We start from the raw sequence: 19,640 nt of genomic DNA, 5'->3' as shown, positions 1-19,640 counted from the left end.
CAGCGAGGGTTTCTGAAGGTGGGGTATTAGCATCGCTTCATGTTCGACCTCATTCGCCTGCGCGCGCTGCGCGCCGTGGCCACCCACGGCACGATGACGGGCGCGGCCTCGGCCCTGGGCTACACGCCGTCCGCCGTCTCCCAGCAGATCGCCAAGCTGGAGCGCGAGAGCGGCGCCGTACTGCTCGACCGGCAGGGCGGCAGGGTGGAGCTCACGCCCGCGGCCTGGCTGCTGGTAGAGGCGACGGACGAGGTCGTGGCGGTGCTGGAGCGGACCCGCGCGCGCCTGGAGGAACAGCACGGCCGGCCCACCGGGCGGCTGGTGCTGGCCGCGTTCCCCACGGCCTGCCGCGGCTTCGCCGCCGCCGCGCTCGCCGGCCTCGCCGGGCGCCACCGCGCCCTGGACTGCCGGCTGGTGGAGTCCGACCCCCACCGCGCCATCAGCCTGGTCGTACGGGGAGAGGCGGACCTCGCGGTCGTACACGACTGGCACAACACGCCCCTCACGCTGCCCGCCTCGCTGTCCGTCGCCGAGTTGGGCGAGGACATCGCCGACGTCGCCCTGCCCGCGGGGCACCCGCTCGCCGGCCGGGACGTGGTGACCCCGTACGACCTGAAGGGAGAACGGTGGATCGGGCAGGGGGCCGGAGCCATGTGCCATGACTGGCTGGTGCGTTGCTTCTCCGACCTCGGCGTCGCACCGGATATCGCCTACCAGATCGAGGAGTACGAGTCCCAAGTGGCGCTTCTGGCCGCGGGGTTGGGGGTCACGATGCTGCCCCGGCTCGGCCGCGGCGCCCTGCCGCCCGCCGTTCGCGTCGTCCCGATGCAGCCCCCGCCGTCCCGTCGGCTCTCGGCCGTCTGGCGCGCCCGGACCGACCGCAGGCCCGCCCTCCACGCCACCTTGGCGGCGCTGCGCGCACACTGGCCGGGGACGGACGCCGACCAGCCGGCCCGAGAAGCCGGGTGACCATCGCCCCGGAGCGGACCCCCTGCCACATGGACCCCGTGGTGGCAGGTCTGCCCCGCCACCACGGGTCCACCGGCCCGTACCGGGCCATGCAGGTGGGGGCCGTCCGCCCGCCGCTCGGGGGAAAGTTCGGCGGGCGGATCCGGCCGGCGGGCGCCCGACCGCCGGCGCCGGCCCCCGTGATGACGAGTCAACTCCCTTGCCGGCGTTCGCAACAGAGTGTGAACGCGCCATCTCGGTGCGCGCGCTTCACACCCCGTGCGAACCGCTCACACTCCGTCATCTCACACGGGGTGTGAATCGCTGACCCGCATATCCCCTCCACACACGCTCCCGCCTTCCAACGCAGCGCAGTTGACTGTTGGGCGCAACCACACCGACCGTCACCAGAAGAAGGAAAGAGGAGCGGACCGTGACCGCCCACCCCGAACCCGACCTGACCGCCGCCGACTTAGCGGAGCTGAGGCGTCTACTCGACGTACGCACCGCCAAGGTCGACGGCCAACTCGCGCTCCAGGCACAGCGATCCGAGCAGTACACGCGTGACGCGGACGAATTGCAGGCCCGCGTCACACGGTTGGAGAGTGGCCGCTGGCCACTACCCTCGATCGCCGCGCTCACGGGGCTCGCGGCACTGGTGGTCACCCTGTGGCAGGCAACCGGGCACTGAGGAGGATGCGGTGGAGGGGGATCAGCCCAGCCGGATGTGATGAAGCATCAGCAGGGCCGCGGCCATGTTCGCGGCCGGCACCTCCCCCCTCCCCACCATGTCGGGGACGAGCTTGAGGGACACCCACTCCCGCCGGTCCGACTCGAAGTCGTCCTGCGGCGAGCCGACGTACTCGCCCTCGTCGGACCAGTAGATGTGGTGCCGCGCGTCGGTGAGGCCGTTGGACGGCTCCACCGAGAGGAGGTGTTGGAGGGGCCCGGGTCGCCACCCGGTCTCCTCCTCCATCTCCCGCGCGGCCGCCGCCGCCACATCCTCCCCGTCCTCCACGACACCGGCGGCCAGCTCCCAGCCCCAGCTGTCGGTGATGAACCGATGCCGCCAGAGCAGCAGCACCTCATTGGCCTCGTTGACCACGGTGGCGACCGCGACCGGCCGCATCCGGATCACGAAGTGATCCAGATGACGGCCGTCGGGTAGCTCCACATCGGCCAGATTGACCCGGAACCAGGGATTCGTGTAGACGGGCTTTTCGCTGAGGTTGTTCCAACGCACGTAACTGCCACCTTCCGCTGTTGGGCCGGCAAGGTGACACGAGCCCGGTCACAGCGGAACGCGCAGCACCTCGTCGATGAGATCGGCAGCCTCGTCCGTCGCGGAGCTCCCGGTCTCCGCCAGATGCTCGCGCACCGCCCGTAGCCGGTCCCGCAGCCGTTGCGACTCCATGCCCCGAGCCCGCTCGGTCATCTGCACGGCATTGGCCACGGCCCGGTCCGCATCCCCTTGGCGCAGCTCGATATGGGTGAGCATGGCCAGCCGGTGAACCCGGCCGCGGTCATGTGCGGGGGTGTCCACGGCGGCGTCCGCCTGCTCCCGTGCGGCCCGCAGGTCACCGAGACTGAGCAGCGCCTCCGCCACTTGTACGTTCACCAGGCCCGGCTGGACATAGCCCGTCTCGTCCGGTTCGAGCCCCGGCCGGATCCGCTCCGCGGCCGCCTCGGCCCGCCGGATGCAGGCCAGCGCACTGGCCCCGTCCCCCAGCCGGGCATACGACTTGGCCTGCATCGCGTAGAGATCCGCGGAGAGCGCCGGAGTGATCTGCGGACCCGCGGCCCGCAACGCCGCCTCCGCGAAGGCGACCGCCTGGCGGTACTCCCGTACGAAGAGGGACTGGTTGACCAGCAGCGCGATCACATACGCGCCGAGTCCGCGGTCCCCGCTGGCCTTGGCCAGCCGCAACGCCTGATGGAAGTAGCGCTGGGCCAGCCCGAGAGCATCCGAGTCGTACGCGCAGATTCCCGCGACGGCGACCAGCCCACCGGTCGCCCGGTGCAGCTGACGTCCCGTCGCATCGCTGTAGCTGCCCCGCAGCAGCGGCGCCGCCTCGGTGTTGAGGAATCCCACGATGCGCGCTCTGGTAGCGATACCACCCGCCTTCCGGTACATCTGCTCGTAGTGGGTCCGCGCCGCCCGCAGCATCTCGATGTCGGCCATCCCGACCCGGGTCAGCCCGTCGCGCGACACGTCGAAGTCCTCCGGCGGGTTCTCCCACTCCCATACGGGAATGACCGCCGAGGTCCCTGTCAGCGCCGGAGCCGCCAGCACGTGGGGCCGCTGCTGCTCGTCGGACCGCCACAACGCGGTGGCCCGCTCCACGAACCCCGAGAGCGGCGTCTCCGAAGCCCGCCGCGCCCCCGGCCTGCTCAGCCCGATGTCGTCCAGCCCCACCGGCCGGCGCAGCCGCTCGCCCAGAATCTCGCAGATCAGATCGGGCACCTGCCCCCGCGGGCGCTGCCCCTTCAGCCACCGCGCCACCGCGGTGTGCTCGTACCGCAGCGTCAGTCCTCGCCGCCGCCCCAGCTGATTGATCCGCGCCGCGAGCCCGGCATGCGAGATACCGGCCTCGTCCAGGATCGCGTCGAGCAGCGTGTTGGGCTCCATACCGTGCCCCCAAGGACGTAACGACTCCGTAAGTCCAGCGTAATCAGGGCGGGTTCACACCCCGTGTGAACCGGACACCGCACAGCCGACCGCCCGGACCCGCATGAGCACGGCGGGAATGCCGCCCAGCGCGCCGGGTCGCCCCCTCCCCCGGCGGATCGCGGACCCCCGCGGCGGGGAAGCCGCCCACGAGCGAAGGCCGGAGGGGATATACCGGAGCCCGCCCGCAGGACCTGGAGCGAACGCCGGGGCATTCGTCATCTGACTGACCAGATGCGCCCGCGCCGTGGGGGCACCTCCCAGCCGAAGGCTGGGGGAGGGTTCCGGTGTGTCCCCTCCGGCCCCACCACCCACCGGTCGTAGGCGCGCGGCGCCAGCCACAACGGACGGGCCCCCGCCCACGAACCGTGGACGGGGGCCAGCAGAGCCGAAGGCCAGGGGCGTCAGCCCCGCAGCACCGCTCCCACCCGCTCGACCGCCACCGCGACCGCCGCATCGCGAGCCGCCGAAGCCTCCTCCGCCGTCAGCGTCCGGTCCTCCGCCCGGAACCGCAGCGCGTACGCCAGCGACTTCTTCCCGGCGCCCACCTGCTCACCGGTGAAGACGTCGAACAGCCGCAGCGACTCCAGCAGCGCACCCGCGCCGTCCCGCAGCGCGGCCTCGACCTCCGCCGCCGGCACCGCCGCGTCGACGACCAGCGCGACATCCTGCGTGGCCACCGGGAACGTGGAGATCCGCGGCGCCATCAGGGCACCCGAGGCCGCCCGCTCCAGCCGGTCCAGGTCGATCTCCATCGCGCTGGTCCGCTCCGGAAGGCCCATCGCCTTGATGACGCGGGGGTGCAGCTCACCGGCGTTGCCGACGAGGATCTCCTCGCCGTCGGCCACCGCGAGCAGCGCCGCGCAGCGCCCGGGGTGCCAGGGGGCGTGCTGGTCCTGGCGGACGATCAGCTCGACACCGGCCTCACGGGCGACGGTCCGCCCGGCCTCGACAGCGTCCGCCCAGCCCGCCGGGTACCCGGCACTCCACCAGCCGGCCTGCTCCCGCGCCCCGGCGAGGACCACGGCGGCCCGCCGCGGCTGCTGCGGCAGCGACGCGTCCAGCGAGGCGATCTCGTCGTCGGTCGGCCGCCGGTCGACGACCAGCCGGCGGGCCGGCTGCTCCTCGCCGGTCGCCCGGAACACCGGTCCGGTCTCGAAGAGCGCCAGATCGTGCGTGCCGCGGCCGAAGTTGCGCCGCAGCGCGCCCAGCAGCCCCGGGACGAGGGTCGTACGGAGGTCGGGCTCCTCGTCCGACAGCGGGTTCACCAGCGTCACCGCGTCGCGCCGCGGGTCGTCCGCCTCGATGCCCAGCTGGTCGAGGACCGCGGACCCGGTGAACGGGTAGTTCAGCGTCTCGACGTACCCGGCGCCGGCCAGCGCCCGCCCGACCCGCCGGTGCAGCCGCTGACGCTCCGTCAGCCCACGGCCGGCCGGCGGCAGCGGCAGCGTGGAGGGCAGGTTCTCGTAGCCCTCCAGCCGGATGACCTCTTCCGCCAGGTCGTTCGGCTCGCTCAGGTCCGGCCGCCAGGACGGCACCGTCACGAACAGCTCGTCCTGCCCGTAGACATCGCAGCCGACCTGCTGGAGACGGCGTACGACGGTCTCGCGGCCGTAGGCGACACCCGCGACCTTGTCCGGGTGGTCGGCCGGGATCGTGATCGTCCGCGGCCCGCGGGGCGAGACGATCTCCGTCACGCCCTCGCCGGCGGTACCGCCGGCGAGCAGCACCAGCAGGTCCACGGTCCGCTGCGCCGCCGCGGACGCCGCCTCCGGGTCCACCCCGCGCTCGAAGCGCTTGGCCGCCTCGGAGGAGAGCCTGTGCCGCCGCGCCGTACGGGCGATGGTGATGGCGTCGAAGTGCGCGGCCTCGATCACCACATCGGTGGTCCCGCGCAGCCGCCCGGTCTCCGGATCGGCGACCGGCGCCGCGATCTCGGTGTTGGCGCCGCCCATCACACCCGCCAGGCCGATCGGCCCGCGGTTGTCGGTGATGACCAGGTCCTCGCCGTCCAGCACCCGCTTGGTGCCGTCCAGCGTCGTCAGCTGCTCACCGGGGGCGGCCCGGCGGACGCCGATCGGCCCGTCCACGGTCTGCCGGTCGTAGGCGTGCAGCGGCTGGCCGAGCTCCATCATCACGTAGTTGGTGATGTCGACGGCCAGCGAGATCGGGCGCATCCCGGCCTTCTGGAGCCGCCGCTGCATCCAGATCGGGGTGCGCGCCTCGGGCTCCAGGCCGGTCACCGTACGGGCGGTGAAGCGGCTGCAGCCGATCGGGTCGGCGACCTTGACCGGGTAGCCGCCGGCGTTCGGCGGCGGCACGTCCAGCAGCGCCGGGTCGCGCAGCGGCAGCCCGAACGCGGTGGCCGTCTCGCGGGCCACACCGCGCATCGACAGGCAGTAGCCGCGGTCCGGCGTGACGGCGATGTCCAGCACCTCGTCGACGAGCTCCAGCAGCTCGATCGCGTCGGTGCCCACCTCGGTCTCCGGCGGCAGCACGATGATGCCGCCGCTGCCGTCGTCGCCCATGCCCAGCTCGTCTCCGGAGCAGATCATGCCGTGCGACGTCCTGCCGTACGTCTTGCGCGCCGCGATCTTGAAGTCGCCGGGCAGCACGGCACCCGGGAGGACGACCACGACCTTGTCGCCGACGGAGAAGTTCCGCGCACCGCAGACGATCTCCTGCGGCTCACCCGTACCGTTGGCCTGCCCGACGTCCACCGTGCAGAAGCGGATCGGCTTCTTGAAGCCCTCCAGCTCCTCGATGGTCAGCACCTGGCCGACCACGAGCGGGCCCTTGAGGCCGTCGCCCAGCCGCTCGACGGTCTCGACCTCCAGGCCGACCCCGATGAGCTTCTCCTGTACGTCGCGCCCGGTCGTCGTCGCCGGCAGGTCGACGTACTCCCGCAGCCAAGAAAGCGGGACCCGCATCAGATCTCCATCCCGAACGGCCGGGTGAACCGGACGTCGCCCTCGAACATGTCGCGCATGTCTTCCACGTTGTGCCGGAACATCAGCATCCGGTCGATCCCGAACCCGAAGGCGAAGCCGCTGTACCTCTCGGGGTCGACACCGCAGGCGATGAGCACCTTGGGGTTGACCATGCCGCAGCCGCCCAGCTCGATCCAGCCTTCGCTGGAGCAGGTACGGCACGGCCGGTCGGGGTTGCCCACGGACTCGCCACGGCACACGTAGCAGACCATGTCCATCTCGGCGGACGGCTCGGTGAACGGGAAGTAGTTGGGCCGCAGCCGGGTCTTCATGTCCGGGCCGAACAGCGCCCGGACCATGTGGTCCAGGGTGCCCTTGAGGTCCGCCATGGTCAGGCCCTCGTCGACGGCGAGCAGCTCGATCTGGTGGAAGACCGGGGAGTGCGTGGCGTCCAGCTCGTCGGTGCGGTAGACCCGCCCCGGGCAGACGACGTAGACCGGCGGCTCGCGGTCGACGAGCGTACGGGCCTGCACCGGCGAGGTGTGGGTCCGCAGCACGACGCCCGACTCATCGCCCTGGGTGCCGTTGCCCTGCACGAAGAAGGTGTCCTGCATCTGGCGCGCCGGATGGTCCGGCACGAAGTTCAGCGCGTCGAAGTTGAACCACTCGGCCTCGACCTCGGGGCCCTCGGCGACCTCGTAGCCCATCGCCACGAAGACGTCCGCGACCCGCTCCATGAAGGTGGTCAGCGGGTGCCGGGCGCCGGCCGGGGTCCGGTCGTAGGGCAGCGTGACGTCCACCGCCTCCTCGACGAGCACCCGCGCGTCGCGCTCCGCCTCCAGCTCTTCCTGGCGGACCTTGAGCGCCTGGTTGACCCGGCCGCGGGCCTGGCCGACGCGCTTGCCCGCGTCCGCCTTGGCGTGCGGGGGCAGGGCGCCGATCTCGCGGTTGGCGAGGGCGAGCGGCGAGCGGTCGCCGGTGTGGGCGACCTTCACCTCGCGCAGCGCCTCCAGATCGGCGGCGGCGGCGATGGCGGCCAGCGCCTCGTCCACCCGTCGGGCGATCTCTTCCGGTTTCAGGGCTTCGACCTCGACAGGGTCGTACGACTTATTGGGTGCGGACATCTCTTCCCGTGCTTCCGGTGGACTGGCTTGGCGTGGCTGCCCGCGTGTGCCCGCGATGCCGGTGCGCCAAAGGTGCCAAAGGTCAAGTCTAAGGGGCGGGCCGCCTGCGGCCCGTCCGCCCCTCGGTGCGGGGCGCCCGCCGCTTCCTCTAGGCCATGAAGGCCGGGGCCGCGACGGGCAGGCTAAATCGGAATTCCGCACCGCCGGCCGGCGCCCGGCCGACCGTGATCGCCCCGCCGTGCGCCTCGACGATGCCCTTGACGATGTAGAGGCCCAGGCCGGTGCCGCCCCGCTTGCTGCCCCGCCAGAAGCGGGTGAATACGCGGCTCATCGACTCCTCCGGGATGCCGGGGCCCTCGTCGCTCACGGTGACGCTCGTGCCCTCCATGCTGGACGCGTCGCCGGTCGTGTCACCGGTCGCGTCCGATGCCGGTCCGACCTCGATGGTGACGGTTCCCTCGCCGTGCCGCACCGCATTTTCCAGCAGGTTGCCCAGCACCTGGTCCACCTTGTCCGGGTCTGCCCACAGATCGGGCAGCGGCTCCATCATCCGGATCAGGAAGCGGTCCGGCCGCTGGCCCGCGGTGGTCTGCGCCTGCACGTGCCGGCGGACCGCGGCGATCATGTCGACCCGCTGCCGGCGGACCTCCAGTCGCCCGGAGTCGATCCGGGAGATGTCCAGCAGCTCGGCGATCAGCCGGGTGACGCGGTTGGCATCGGCGTCCACCGTCTCCAGCATCAGCCGCTTCTGGTCGTCGGTGAAACGCTCCCACTTCTGGAGGAGGGTGGCGGTGAACCCCTTGACGGAGGTCAGCGGCGAGCGCAGCTCATGGGCGACGGTGGCGATCAGCTCGGCATGGCTCAGCTCCGTGCGCCGCCGGGCCTCGGTGCCGCGCAGCGCGATCACCAGCCGCCGTACGGGACCGGTGGGCGCGCTGCGGACGTAGCGGGCGGAGACCAGCACCTCGCGGCCCCCGAGCAGCAGATTGCGCTCGGGCTGGCCGCGGCGGATGGCGAGCCCGCCGTACGGATCGGTCAGCCGCCACCAGCGGCGGCCCTCGATGTCCTGGAGCGGCAGGGCGCGGTCGACGGGGCGGCCGAGCGCGTCCGCGGGGTCGATACCGGTGATCCGCGCGGCGGCGGCGTTGAAGCAGATCACCCGGCCCCGTTCGTCGGCGACGACCAGGCCGTCCGGGAGGTCGTCGGGGCCGAGCCCGAGGCCGCTGCCGAGCGGCTGACCGGCGGTGGCCGCCTCGCGTCCGGGTCCGTCGGACGGGCACCCGTCAGCGGCGGCTGTGGTGGCCGAAGTCCGCATCGTCATCCCCGATTTACCCCCTTCCGGGCCGGAGCTGGCAAGACTACTCGCTCGGCCCGGATGCACCGGCGAGAACGCGGGTACGCCCCTCAGGCGGGTGACACGGAGCGGCAGCCGCCGCTGCCGCGCTGGGCGCGCGCGGAGGCGTAGAGGCACACCGCGGCGGCCGTCGCCAGGTTGAGGCTCTCGGCCCTGCCGTGGATGGGCACCCGCACCACGGCGTCGGCGAGCGCACGGGTCTCCTCCGGCAGCCCCCACGCCTCGTTGCCGAAGACCCAGGCGGTCGGCCCGCCCATGGACCCCGCGTCCAGCTCGGCGTCCAGGTCGCACTCGCCCGCGCCGTCGGCGGCCACGATCCGCACCCCGGCGCCCTTGAGCCCGCCGACCACCTGCTCCACCGGTACGCCGACCGCGACCGGCAGATGGAAGAGCGAACCGACCGACGCCCGCACGGACTTGGGGTTGTACAGGTCCACGGAGGCGTCGGTGAGCACCACCGCGTCGGCGCCCGCGGCGTCCGCGCAGCGCAGCACCGTCCCGGCGTTCCCGGGGTCGCGGACGTTCGCCAGCACCGCGACCAGCTGCGGGCGGGCGGCCAGGATCTCCTCGAACGGCGAGTCCAGGAACCGGCAGACGCCCAGCAGGCCCTGCGGGGTGACCGTCTGCGAGATGTCCGCGACGGTCCGGTCGTCGGCGAAGTGCACCCGCACGCCGGCCGCGTGGGCCGCCGCGACGATCTCCGCGTGCCGCTCGGCGGCCTCGACGGTGGCGAACAGCTCGATGAGCGTGGGCGAACCGTCCCTGCGGTGCGCGATGGCCTCCCGTACGGCCTGTGGGCCCTCGGCGATGAACCGGCGCTCCTTGCCGCGGAAATGGCGGCGGGCCAGCCGCCGGGCGGCGGCGACACGCGGGGAACGCGGGGAGATCAGCTCGGGGGTGCCCATGGGCGGCGGCTCGCTTCTTTCGTTCGGTGCGTGGGCCCCGCTCCGGGGCGGCGGGGCGGGAAAAGCGACGGACCCGCAGGCCGGGGCCTACGGGTCCGCTCTCACAACGTCGTCACACGCCGCGGATCGCGACAGCACATCGCCGTCTACGCCGTCGACGCCGGCAACACGGTCAGGCTGAAATTCAGGCAGCCTTCGGGGCGTTGACGTCGCTCGGCAGCGCCTTCTGGGCAACCTCGACGAGCGCGGCGAACGCACCCTCGTCGTGGACGGCCAGGTCCGCGAGGATCTTGCGGTCCACCTCGATGTTGGCGGCCTTCAGACCCTGGATGAAGCGGTTGTAGGTCATGCCGTTGGCGCGGGCAGCGGCGTTGATGCGCTGGATCCACAGCTGACGGAAGTCGCCCTTGCGCTTCTTGCGGTCGTTGTAGTTGTAGACGAAGGAGTGGGTGACCTGCTCCTTGGCCTTGCGGTAGAGGCGGGAGCGCTGGCCGCGGTAGCCGCTGGCCTGCTCGAGGATCGCCCGGCGCTTCTTGTGGGCGTTGACTGCCCGCTTGACGCGTGCCACTTGTTAACTCCTTGTAGCGGGGCCGTGGTTGTTCGTCACACGGCCCGAATCGACGTGGGGTCCCGGTCCGGTCGGCGCACCCCGCCCGCGCGGCGGGGTGCCCCGGCTCACTTGCCGAGAAGCTTCTTGATCTTCGCGGCGTCGCCCGGGGCCATCTCGGCGTTGCCGGTGAGGCGACGCGTCACGCGGGACGACTTGTGCTCAAGCAGGTGGCGCTTGCCGGCACGCTCACGCAGCACCTTGCCGGAGCCGGTGACCTTGAAGCGCTTGCTGGCACCGCTGTGCGTCTTGTTCTTCGGCATGCGCCGTACTCTCCTCGTCAGTGGCGCTCCCACCGGCACGAGCCGGCACGCGGGAGCGTCAGATGTATCGGTTGTGTCCGGGGCGGGTGCCCCGGCCTGGATCCGGGGCGCTCGCCCAGAGATCACGCCTCGGCGTGCTCCTCGGCGGGCTCCGCAGGAGCCGCACCCTGGCGCTCCGCCTTGCGGGCGGCCTGCGCCTCGCGGGCCTCGGCCATCGCCTCGGTCTTCTTCTTGTGCGGACCGAGGACCATGATCATGTTCCGGCCGTCCTGCTTCGGGTTCGACTCGATGAAGCCGAGCTCCTGGACGTCCTCCGCGAGCCGCTGCAGCAGCCGGAAACCGAGCTCCGGCCGGGACTGCTCGCGACCACGGAACATGATCGTGATCTTGACCTTGTCACCCTGCTTGAGGAACCGGACGACGTGACCCTTCTTGGTGTCGTAGTCGTGCGGGTCGATCTTCGGCCGGAGCTTCATCTCCTTGATGACCGTGTGCGCCTGGTTCTTGCGCGCCTCACGGGCCTTCATGGCCGACTCGTACTTGAACTTTCCGTAGTCCATGAGCTTGCAGACCGGCGGACGGGCGTTCGCCGCCACCTCGACCAGGTCGAGGTCGTACTCCTGCGCAAGCTCCAGGGCCTTGGCAAGCGGCACAATGCCGACCTGCTCGCCACTGGGACCGACGAGTCGCACCTCGGGGACGCGAATCCGGTCGTTGATGCGGGGCTCGGCGCTGATGGATCCTCCTCGGTAGCACCACGCGACGGCCTGGCGGACTGCCGCGTAACGTCTGTTCGGTGTGACCAACCGCGCCGGTACACGAAAAATGCCCCGACGGGACACAGGCGGGGCTCCACATAGATCAGGAGCACCGCCGCGAAGTCTCCGCGGGGCGCAGCCGGACCGAAGACCCGCCAACCCTGAGGTCGGTTCGGGTGGGAGAAGGAGCCTCCACTTGTGGGCCGGTCACATAGGTGTCCGGCCGGTCGCAGCAACCAGAATACACGAGTCAAGGGGTGACCCCCACTCTCGTGCTGACGCACCCCGCGCCCGCAGTGCCCGGACGGCGCCGCCGGAGGCCGCGGGCGCTCCCGCGCACGGGGGTCGCGCGCCGGGGTCATAGGCTGGGGGCGATCCCCTCAGCAGGAAGTGAAGCCTTGACATGAGCGAGCAGACCCCCCAGCAGCGGCACAACGCAGGCGACGCGGCCCAGCCCGACTTCGACACCATGACCCGCGACATCGCCGACGTGCCCGCGGTCGAGGTGATCACGACGGTCGCGGTGCACCTGATGAGCTCGGCGGCGGTCAACCTCGGGCTCGCCGAGGGCGGCGAGGCGCACAAGGACCTGGACGAGGCCCGCAAGCTCATCCACGCGCTGGCCGGGCTGGTCACCGCCGGCGCCACCGAGATCGGCTCGTACCACGCGGCGCCGCTGCGGGACGGTCTGAAGTCGCTCCAGCTGGCGTTCCGCGAGGCGTCGGTGGTGCCGGACGAGCCCGGCCAGGGCCCCGGCGAGAAGTTCACCGGGCCGGTGCACGGCTAGGGTCACCCGCGCACCGACGACGAGCCCCGGCCGCACCGGCCGGGGCTCGTCGTCGTACGGGGCCGTGCCCGCGCCTCAGACGCGGTCGCCGGAGGCCGGTTCGTCGGGGGTCGACTCGCCGGTGGCGGCCTTCTCGGCGCCGGCGGCCTCCTCCTGCGGGTGGGTGATCTGGTGCACCACGGCCGCCAGGGCGCCGCCGATCAAGGGCGCGATGATGAACAGCCACAGCTGCGTGATGGCCGCGCCGCCCGCGAACAGGGCCGGGCCGATGCTGCGGGCCGGGTTCACCGAGGTGCCGTCCAGCGGGATACCGATGAGGTGGACGGTGGCCAGGGCCAGACCGATGGCCAGGCCGGCGAAGCCCGTCACCGCCGTGCTGTGGGTGACCCCCAGCACGACGAAGACGAACAGGAAGGTCATCACGATCTCGGCGACGAACGCGCCGCCGAGGTTGATGTGCACCGCCGACCGGTCGCCCCAGCCGTTCGTCCCGAAGGCCGCGTGGGTCTGCAGCCCCGGTACCTGCTTGGCGACCAGGAAGAGCAGGGCGGCGCCGACGATGCCGCCCAGGACCTGGGCGATCCAGTACTCGACCGCGGTGCGCACGGTGATGCGCTTGGCCAGCAGGGCGCCCATCGTCACCGCGGGGTTGATGTGGCAGCCCGAGATCGGGCCGAGGGCGTAGGCAAGTGCCAGCATGACGAAGCCGAAGGCCAGGGCGATGCCGAAGGTGCCGATGTACTCGCCCGCCAGCACTGCCGAGCCGACGGCGAAGAACACCAGGAGCAGCGTGCCGAGGAATTCGGATACGACCGGGCGGGTCTCCGTGATCTCCATGGGCTCTCCTCGCGTGGATCTTGAGCTCTTCTCGCATTGTGCGGTGCGGGAGACGTCCGCGCCCGTTGGGCGGAGGTCGGCGGCTCGGCGGCGGCGCAGGGATCAGCGCTGGTAGAGCAGCTCCCCGGCCGGGTCTACGGCCTCCGTACCGGGCGGCAGCAGCGCCAGGTCCAGGCCCCGTACGAGACGGGCGCGGAGGGTTTCGTCGGCGGCGAGCGCCCGGGCGAGGCGCTGGGCGGCCTCGGCGGGGACGGCATCAGGGGCGAGGCCCAGGGAGAGGGTGCCGTCGGTCTCGTCGGACGGGGCCAGGCGGGCGCGCAGGACGGCGGGCTCGGCGGCGAGGAGGGTGCGCAGCGCGCCGGTGACGGCGGGGTCGGCGAGCGGGTCGGCGGTCGTCCGGCCCTCGGCGAGGGCGCGCAGGGCGGGGCCGGTGAGCTGGTAGGCGACCGGGCCGGCCAGGTCGACGACGACCGTGTCGGCCTTCTCGTGGGCGGCGGCCAGCAGCGCCTGCCGGAGCGGGACGGCGACCGGGCGGGCGTCCGGGCGCCACCGCTGGAGGGTCTCCATGGAGGTGAAGGCGGGGAGGGCGCGGCGGCCGTCGGGGGCGGTGAGGGTGGGGACGGCCATGTCGCTGGACTTCTCGCGGCGGAGGCCGTCCGCGCCGGTCTCGACCTCGCCGAGGAGGGCCACGACGGGGACGAGGACGCGGGCGCCGGCCAGTGCGCTCAGTACGCGGGGCTCGGCGCCGCGGTCCGCGCCGTACGCCGCGAGTGCCGCCGCCAGGGCCGGATCGGCGGAGCCGTCGTCGTCGGCGAAACCGGGGTCGGGGATGTTCTTCTGCACGTCGCCGAGCGTATCGGCCGGGGTGCGGGGCGCCGCCGGCCGGGGCGCCGGGTGCGGTGTCAGCCGCGGGTGCGGGTACGCCGGATGACGAGGGCGGCGGTCACCAGCGCCAGGCCGATGCCACCGGCGGTCCAGGGGAGCCAGTTGGTGGGGGTGGTGTCGGGGGCGTCGGTGGTGGGGCCGGGGCCGAAGTAGCGGTGGGCGTAGCCGGCGGGGGTGGGCTTCTCGGGGGTGGGTTTGAGGTCGTCGGCGGCCTTCAGGGCGGCGGCGGGGTCGACGAGGCCGGCGCCGAAGTCGTCGTTCCGGCCGCCCTTGGGCGGCTGCTGGGCGGTGGAGGTGAGCAGTTGGCGGATCTGGGCGGGGCTCAGGTCGCGGTGGGCGGAGCGGATCAGGGCGATGGAGCCGGAGACGAAGGCGGCGGCGGGGCTGGTGCCCCAGCCCGAGACGTAGCCGGTGCCGTGGTCGGCCATGAAGATGTCGTAGCCGGGCGCGGCGACGGTGGCGTACCAGTGGCGGGTGGAGAAGGAGGCGCGGGCGCCCAGGTGCGTGACGGCGGTGGCCGCGATGACGCCGGGGTAGGCGGCGGGGTATGAGACGTGGTCGCCCTTCTCGCCGCCGTTGCCGGCGGAGGCGACGACCGGGATGCCCTTGCCCAGGGCGTACTGGATGGCGGCGTCCTCGCGGGGGTCGGGGTGGGCGGACTCGCTGTCGTCGCCGAGGGACATGTTGATCACGTCGGCGCCGTGGTCGGCGGCCCAGCGGATGCCGTCGGCGAGGGCGCCGGCCTTCTGGTCGCGGGCGCGCCGGCGCTGCGGGTCGCTGTCTTCGAGGATCACCCGGACCGGGAGGATCTTGGCGGCCGGGGCGACGCCGAGGACGCCGTCGGCGCGGCCGTCTCCGTGGCCGTGGCCGGCGATGACGCTGGCCATACCGGTGCCGTGCTCGGCCCAGGCGGCGTCGCCGGGGCCGGCGCCGAAGCCGATCAGGTCCTTGGTGGGCAGCACCTGGCCCGCGAGGTCGGGGTGGGTGCCGTCGACGCCGGTGTCGAGGACGGCGACCGTGACGCCCTCGCCCTTGGTGGTCTGCCAGGCGTCCTGGGCGTGGATGGACGCCAGGCCCCATTCCTGGGCCCGGATGGCGTCGGCGCTCGCGGGCACGGACGGCAGCACGGCCAGTGCGGCGGAGGTCAGCGCGACGGCGGCGGCGCGCCGGACGGCCTGGGTCACGGCGCTTCCTCCGTGGGCTGGGCGGGGATTCCGGATGCCGTGCGGAAGGTCGTCTCGACCTTGTCGGCGAGGTCCTTGGCGTCGTGGCCCAGACCGGACTCGCCGGGCGTGGTGGCGGTGCCGGGCTGGGCGGCGGCCTCGGCGGGCTGCGGTTCGGTGATCTCGCGGCCGTCGGCGAAGCCGGAGACGGCGTAGACGACGACGGGGATGTCGGTGAGGACCCGGATGGTCCAGCTGGCGCGCTGGGCCGGGCCGAAGTCCGCGGCGGGCGTGCCCTTGGCGGCCAGCGGCAGCGGCATCAGGTCCGTGCGGGTGGCCAGGTTGTGGGTGCTGAAGCGGGCGTTGAGGTCCATCATCCCGGGCCGGTCGGCGCGGGTGGTCTGGGCGCCGACGGTGATGACGCTGGTGCGGGTGGCGTCGACGTACGTGGCGCGCAGCAGCCGGGCGCAGCCGGCCGGGGCGAGCTCCTTGGCGAGCGGGCCCTCGTAGGCGGCGGAGCAGTCGGTGTCGGGGGCGACGGCGATCCGGGTCCACTGCCGGTCGGCGCCGCCGGGGCCGACGCCCAGGCCGTCGACGACGCGCGGGAAGAGGCTGTCGACGGGGGCGGTGTGCCAGGCGTCCTGACCCTTGGCGAAGGCGGTGTCGGGGTTCGGGATGCCGTTGCCGGTGTCGTCGGTGAGCCAGCTGCCCGCCGCCGCGCCGCCGAGGAGGCCGACGCCGAGGACGAGGCAGGCCGCGGCGGCGAGGGTCCGGGGGGCGGGGCGGCGGCCGGCGAGGCCGGGGAACGGACGGCGCGGTGCGGCGGCCGGGACGGCGCCGGCCGCGGTGGCCGCGGCGGGCGTCGACGGCCAGGTGGGCTGCTGCGGGCTTCCGTGGTCCGGGGGCGGCGGGGTGCCGGGGGCGCGGTCGCCGGGCTCGCTCCACAGGGCCTCGCTGTGCGCCAGGTGGAAGGCGGCGGTGTCGCGGAAGGACGCGGGGCGGCCGGTGGGGGGCGGCGGCGCGGCGGGCGGCTCGGTGCGGGGGCGCGGCGGGGCGCCCGGCGGGGTCGCCGGACGCGGCGGGACCGCGGGGGCCGGGGGCACGGTGGGGGCCGGCGGGGCGGCGGGGGGCAGCGGCTGCCGGGCCGGCGGGGTGGCGGGACCGGACGGTGCGGCCGGCGCGGGGACCGTCGGGTCGGCGGGGACCCGGCGCAGAACGGTGGTCTGCGGGTCCTCGTCGGGCGCGGGGGTCGGGGCGGGGCGGTGCGGCGGCTGCGGGGGTATGGGTGGGGTGTGCCGTGCATCGGCGAAATCGGCGTCGGCGCTCACCAGCGCTCCCCCTCGCACGGTGTGCCCCGGACCCGATACGCAATCGGGGCAGGGTAGCTCGTATCCGGACAACACGCCGCTGACCTGCTGGTTGCGGTGTCGGGCCACTCTACGGGCTGGCGCCGCCACTGCTCCAACCCCTGGCACCTCTGTCCCGCCGTTGTCGCGGATCCGGCGGCGCCGCTGCCGCCCCTTGTGCCGCCCTTTCCGCCGCCCTTGCTGCCGCGGGCGCTCCCCTACCCAGTGGTAGTGCTCTCTGGCAGGCTGCGGCCATGTCCCAGTACTGCGCCGACGCGTATGCCGACAAAGCCCCTCCCCCAGCTCTCAACTCCTCCCCCGCTCTCAACTCCTCCCCCGAGCTCTCCACTTCGTTCGCGCAGGGGGTACCCCCATGCGCGGGGGAGACCTCGGTCGACCGGGCGACCGCGCACCTCGACGCGCCGCTGGCCGTGGTCGACCTGGCCGCTTTCGACGCCAACGCCGCGGATCTGGTGCGCCGTTCGCGGGGCAAGCCGATCCGGGTGGCGAGCAAGTCGGTGCGCTGCCGGGCGCTGCTGGAGCGGGTGCTGGCGCGGGACGGCTTCGCGGGGATCATGAGCTTCACGCTGGCCGAGTCGCTGTGGCTGGCGCGCTCGGGGTTCCCGGACGTGCTGCTGGCGTATCCGTCGGCGGACCGGGCGGGCTTCGCCGAGCTGACCTCCGATGCCGAGCGGGCGGCGGCGGTGACGGTGATGGTCGACGATCCGGCGCAGCTGGACCTGATCGACGCGGCGCGGCCGGCCGGCGCGGGCCGCGGCGAGGAGGTGCGGGTGTGCCTGGAGCTGGACACCTCCTACCGGCTGGCGGGCGGGCGGGTGCGGGTCGGCGCCCGGCGGTCGCCGCTGCGGGCGCCGGACCGGCTGGCCGCGCTGGCCCGCACGGTGGCCCGGCGCCCCGGCTTCCGGCTGGTCGGGCTGATGGCGTACGAGGGGCATGTGGCGGGGGTGGGCGACGCGGTCGCCGGGAAGCCGGTGTTCTCGCGGGCGATCCGGCTGATGCAGGCGGCGGCCCGCAAGGAGCTGGCGCAGCGGCGCTGGGAGGCCGTACGGGCGGTGCGGGCGGTGGCGCCGCGGCTGGAGTTCGTCAACGGCGGCGGGACGGGGAGTGTGCAGCACACCGCGGCGGAAGCGGCGGTCACCGAGATCGCGGCCGGGTCGGGGCTGTACGTGCCGCGGCTGTTCGACAACTTCCGGTCGTTCAGCGGGCGTCCGGCGGCGCTGTTCGCGCAGCCGGTGGTGCGGCGGCCGGGGCCGGGGGTCGTCACGGTGCTGGGCGGCGGCTATCCGGCGTCGGGGGCGGCGGGCGCGGACCGGCTGCCGGAGCCGTATCTGCCCGCCGGGCTGCGCTACGACCCGCAGGAGGGGGCGGGCGAGGTGCAGACGCCGCTGCTGGGGGCGGCGGCGGACGGGCTCTCGGTCGGGGACAAGGTCTGGTTCCGGCACGCCAAGGCAGGGGAGCTGTGCGAGCGGTTCGCGGAGCTCCAACTGGTCGACGGGGACCGGGTGGTGGGGACGGTGCCGACGTACCGGGGCGAGGGCCACACCTTTCTGTAACGGCGTTACGGCGCTACGGCGCAGCGATGTCACGCCGTAACGGTGTCACAGGAGGTCGGCGCCGCAGCAGGCCGGCTGTAACGGCGTCACAGGACAGCGGTGCGGCCCCCGCCGGTACGCGTCCGGCCGGCTCAGCCGTGGATGCGGTCCCGCTGATCGGGGACGACGCTGCCGTCGGGGCGGCGGACCGGGCCCGGGGCGCCGTCGGTGTTGGTGTAGCCCTTGGTGGCGCAGGGGTAGCGGCCGGACTTGCGGGGCAGCGGGTCGATGAACATCGGGTTGACCACCCAGCGGCCGTCCGCGTTGTCGTAGCCGCGGCACATCAGCTCGTCCTTGTTGCGGTTGATGGCCAGGTGGGCGCCGGTGGCGTCGTCGACGAAGGTGACATCGGTGTTGGCGTCGCCGCCGCCCAGCGCGATGCGGTGCGCGGGGTCCTGCCGCCGCCAGGCTTCGGCGCCCTTGACCTTGAAGATCTCCTGGTTGATCCAGCAGCGCTTGCCGTCGATGTACGGGATGACCTCGCCGTGGCCGTCCTTGACGTCACCGCAGCCGGCGATGCCGGTGGTCAGCCGGCCGTCGCGGACGAGGTTGCGTATCCCGATGGTGTGCCGGGCGTCGACGCCGACGCCGCCGGACCACGCCTCGGCGACGGTCTCGGAGGACGCGGAGACGATGTAGACGTCGAACCCGGCCGCCTTGAGGGTGCGGATCAGGTCCTTCTGCTGGGGGTAGTAGCGGATGTAGCCGGCGAGTTGGTGGGTGCCGACGGTCTGCTGCGTACCGATCGGCGCGGCGAGGTTCTCGGCGCGGGCCTTCCTGGCGTACGCGGTCAGGGTGGCAGGCTTCAGGCCGGCGAACAGCTCGGGCACCCAGGCGTATTCGGGGACCGTGCGGCGGTGGTTCCAGTCGCCGGCGAAGGCCGGGGCGCCGCCTATGGTCTTCGCCTCGCCGCGGATCTCCATGATCTCGTCGGCGCAGGCGGTGTTGCGGGAGGTGGGCAGCGGCCGTCCGGGGGCGCCGGTACCGCAGGCCCGGGTCAGCGCCCGGTCGGCGGCCGCGGTGAGCCAGGGGCTGGTGTCCCGCCAGTCGGTGGGCCGGGGCACCTTGTCGTGCCGCAGCATCCAGGCGAGGGTGGCGTCCGAGATGTCGTTCTTGACGACGGTGTTGTCCCAGTCGAAGGCGGCGACGGGGTGCGGACCGTGGTGTCGCGAGCACGTACCGCGCTCGTCGATCATCCGCTGGAGTCTGGCGCGGTTGTCGCCGTACCAGGGGATGTCCGGGGAGAGCTGGGGGCAGCGGGCGCGTTCCGGGTTCGCGGCGGGGGCGGCGGCCGTCGCGGGAACGGTGACGGTGAGCGCGGTGAGGGCGGCGGCCCCGGCGAGGCCCAGGGCGAGGGTGCGGCGCTTGCGGGTGGTCATCTGTCCTCCGTGGTCAGGGGCGGGCAGCAGACGGGACCGGCACCCGGTGGCGCCGGTCCCGATGTTGATCATG

Annotated in this window: 18 protein-coding genes; 4 read left to right on the top strand and 14 right to left on the bottom strand. The window is 73.3% G+C overall.

Going from position 1 to position 19,640, the window contains the following annotated elements:
• The first annotated feature begins 39 nt into the window (after window positions 1–39).
• A complete protein-coding gene (locus ACO1BR_RS19580; RefSeq protein WP_426796361.1) occupies window positions 40–969 on the top strand; it encodes a LysR family transcriptional regulator in 930 nt (309 codons plus the stop codon).
• Window positions 970–1,381: 412 nt separating this feature from the next.
• Window positions 1,382–1,639, top strand: a complete 258-nt coding sequence (locus ACO1BR_RS19575; RefSeq protein WP_426796360.1) for a hypothetical protein — start codon at window positions 1,382–1,384, stop codon at window positions 1,637–1,639.
• A gap of 21 nt (window positions 1,640–1,660) precedes the next feature.
• Here the strand turns inward: ACO1BR_RS19575 and ACO1BR_RS19570 are convergent, their stop codons facing one another.
• The 9 genes from ACO1BR_RS19570 to infC all read right to left on the bottom strand — a co-directional run bounded on the left by ACO1BR_RS19570 (window position 1,661) and on the right by infC (window position 11,605).
• Window positions 1,661–2,191, bottom strand: a complete 531-nt coding sequence (locus ACO1BR_RS19570; RefSeq protein WP_426796359.1) for an NUDIX domain-containing protein — start codon at window positions 2,189–2,191, stop codon at window positions 1,661–1,663.
• Between the two features lie 48 nt (window positions 2,192–2,239).
• On the bottom strand, window positions 2,240–3,577 hold the full coding sequence (locus ACO1BR_RS19565) for a transcriptional regulator (protein ID WP_426796358.1): 1,338 nt from the start codon (window positions 3,575–3,577) through the stop codon (window positions 2,240–2,242).
• Between the two features lie 443 nt (window positions 3,578–4,020).
• The gene (gene pheT / locus ACO1BR_RS19560) at window positions 4,021–6,546 is read right to left on the bottom strand and encodes a phenylalanine--tRNA ligase subunit beta (protein WP_426796357.1); all 2,526 of its coding nucleotides are present in this window, start codon (window positions 6,544–6,546) and stop codon (window positions 4,021–4,023) included.
• Window positions 6,546–7,670, bottom strand: coding sequence for a phenylalanine--tRNA ligase subunit alpha (gene pheS, locus ACO1BR_RS19555; protein ID WP_426796356.1), 1,125 nt, complete (start codon window positions 7,668–7,670; stop codon window positions 6,546–6,548). Before pheS ends, pheT begins: the two co-directional genes overlap by 1 nt.
• 148 nt (window positions 7,671–7,818) lie before the next feature.
• Complete coding sequence (locus ACO1BR_RS19550) at window positions 7,819–8,991, bottom strand: ATP-binding protein (protein WP_426796355.1); 1,173 nt, start codon at window positions 8,989–8,991, stop codon at window positions 7,819–7,821.
• A gap of 83 nt (window positions 8,992–9,074) precedes the next feature.
• Entirely contained in the window at window positions 9,075–9,929 is an 855-nt protein-coding gene (locus ACO1BR_RS19545; protein WP_426796354.1) for a TrmH family RNA methyltransferase, read from the bottom strand.
• 184 nt (window positions 9,930–10,113) lie between these two features.
• Window positions 10,114–10,497: a 50S ribosomal protein L20 gene (gene rplT / locus ACO1BR_RS19540; protein ID WP_426796353.1), complete on the bottom strand. Its 384-nt coding sequence runs from the start codon at window positions 10,495–10,497 to the stop codon at window positions 10,114–10,116.
• A gap of 107 nt (window positions 10,498–10,604) precedes the next feature.
• Window positions 10,605–10,799 (bottom strand): 50S ribosomal protein L35, encoded by a 195-nt coding sequence (gene rpmI / locus ACO1BR_RS19535; RefSeq protein WP_016576627.1) that lies wholly within the window; start codon window positions 10,797–10,799, stop codon window positions 10,605–10,607.
• A gap of 122 nt (window positions 10,800–10,921) precedes the next feature.
• Window positions 10,922–11,605: a translation initiation factor IF-3 gene (infC, locus tag ACO1BR_RS19530; protein ID WP_159504726.1), complete on the bottom strand. Its 684-nt coding sequence runs from the start codon at window positions 11,603–11,605 to the stop codon at window positions 10,922–10,924.
• Window positions 11,606–11,960: 355 nt separating this feature from the next.
• Here infC and ACO1BR_RS19525 point away from each other — a divergent pair, with 355 nt between their 5' ends.
• A complete protein-coding gene (locus ACO1BR_RS19525) occupies window positions 11,961–12,344 on the top strand; it encodes a DUF1844 domain-containing protein (RefSeq protein ID WP_426796352.1) in 384 nt (127 codons plus the stop codon).
• A 75-nt stretch (window positions 12,345–12,419) separates the two neighbouring features.
• Here the strand turns inward: ACO1BR_RS19525 and ACO1BR_RS19520 are convergent, their stop codons facing one another.
• The 4 genes from ACO1BR_RS19520 to ACO1BR_RS19505 form a co-directional block, all read right to left on the bottom strand.
• On the bottom strand, window positions 12,420–13,181 hold the full coding sequence (locus ACO1BR_RS19520) for an aquaporin (RefSeq protein WP_426796351.1): 762 nt from the start codon (window positions 13,179–13,181) through the stop codon (window positions 12,420–12,422).
• Window positions 13,182–13,283: 102 nt separating this feature from the next.
• Complete coding sequence (locus tag ACO1BR_RS19515; protein WP_426796350.1) at window positions 13,284–14,024, bottom strand: SseB family protein; 741 nt, start codon at window positions 14,022–14,024, stop codon at window positions 13,284–13,286.
• Window positions 14,025–14,083: 59 nt separating this feature from the next.
• Complete coding sequence (mycP, locus tag ACO1BR_RS19510; RefSeq protein ID WP_426796349.1) at window positions 14,084–15,250, bottom strand: type VII secretion-associated serine protease mycosin; 1,167 nt, start codon at window positions 15,248–15,250, stop codon at window positions 14,084–14,086.
• Window positions 15,247–16,557: a hypothetical protein gene (locus ACO1BR_RS19505; RefSeq protein ID WP_426796348.1), complete on the bottom strand. Its 1,311-nt coding sequence runs from the start codon at window positions 16,555–16,557 to the stop codon at window positions 15,247–15,249. The genes mycP and ACO1BR_RS19505 overlap by 4 nt, the downstream gene beginning before the upstream one ends.
• 272 nt (window positions 16,558–16,829) lie before the next feature.
• Between ACO1BR_RS19505 and ACO1BR_RS19500 the strand changes: the two genes are divergently transcribed.
• A complete protein-coding gene (locus ACO1BR_RS19500; RefSeq protein WP_426796347.1) occupies window positions 16,830–18,149 on the top strand; it encodes an amino acid deaminase/aldolase in 1,320 nt (439 codons plus the stop codon).
• A gap of 131 nt (window positions 18,150–18,280) precedes the next feature.
• Here the strand turns inward: ACO1BR_RS19500 and ACO1BR_RS19495 are convergent, their stop codons facing one another.
• Entirely contained in the window at window positions 18,281–19,567 is a 1,287-nt protein-coding gene (locus ACO1BR_RS19495; RefSeq protein ID WP_426796346.1) for a haloacid dehalogenase-like hydrolase, read from the bottom strand.
• Window positions 19,568–19,640: the final 73 nt, after the last annotated feature.

It is taken from the genome of Streptomyces sp. YGL11-2, assembly GCF_050054615.1.
Classification (GTDB): domain Bacteria; phylum Actinomycetota; class Actinomycetes; order Streptomycetales; family Streptomycetaceae; genus Streptomyces.
This window is presented reverse-complemented; position numbering and strand designations above follow the sequence as displayed.

Coding starts and splice junctions, on each gene's coding strand:
- ACO1BR_RS19580 (WP_426796361.1), top strand. CDS start 40: ATGTTCGACCTCATTCGCCTGCGCGCGCTGCGCGCCGTGGCCACCCAC.
- ACO1BR_RS19495 (WP_426796346.1), bottom strand. CDS start 19,567: ATGACCACCCGCAAGCGCCGCACCCTCGCCCTGGGCCTCGCCGGGGCC.
- ACO1BR_RS19525 (WP_426796352.1), top strand. CDS start 11,961: ATGAGCGAGCAGACCCCCCAGCAGCGGCACAACGCAGGCGACGCGGCC.
- ACO1BR_RS19565 (WP_426796358.1), bottom strand. CDS start 3,577: ATGGAGCCCAACACGCTGCTCGACGCGATCCTGGACGAGGCCGGTATC.
- pheS (WP_426796356.1), bottom strand. CDS start 7,670: ATGTCCGCACCCAATAAGTCGTACGACCCTGTCGAGGTCGAAGCCCTG.
- rpmI (WP_016576627.1), bottom strand. CDS start 10,799: ATGCCGAAGAACAAGACGCACAGCGGTGCCAGCAAGCGCTTCAAGGTC.
- ACO1BR_RS19550 (WP_426796355.1), bottom strand. CDS start 8,991: ATGACGATGCGGACTTCGGCCACCACAGCCGCCGCTGACGGGTGCCCG.
- ACO1BR_RS19545 (WP_426796354.1), bottom strand. CDS start 9,929: ATGGGCACCCCCGAGCTGATCTCCCCGCGTTCCCCGCGTGTCGCCGCC.
- pheT (WP_426796357.1), bottom strand. CDS start 6,546: ATGCGGGTCCCGCTTTCTTGGCTGCGGGAGTACGTCGACCTGCCGGCG.
- ACO1BR_RS19500 (WP_426796347.1), top strand. CDS start 16,830: ATGTCCCAGTACTGCGCCGACGCGTATGCCGACAAAGCCCCTCCCCCA.
- ACO1BR_RS19520 (WP_426796351.1), bottom strand. CDS start 13,181: ATGGAGATCACGGAGACCCGCCCGGTCGTATCCGAATTCCTCGGCACG.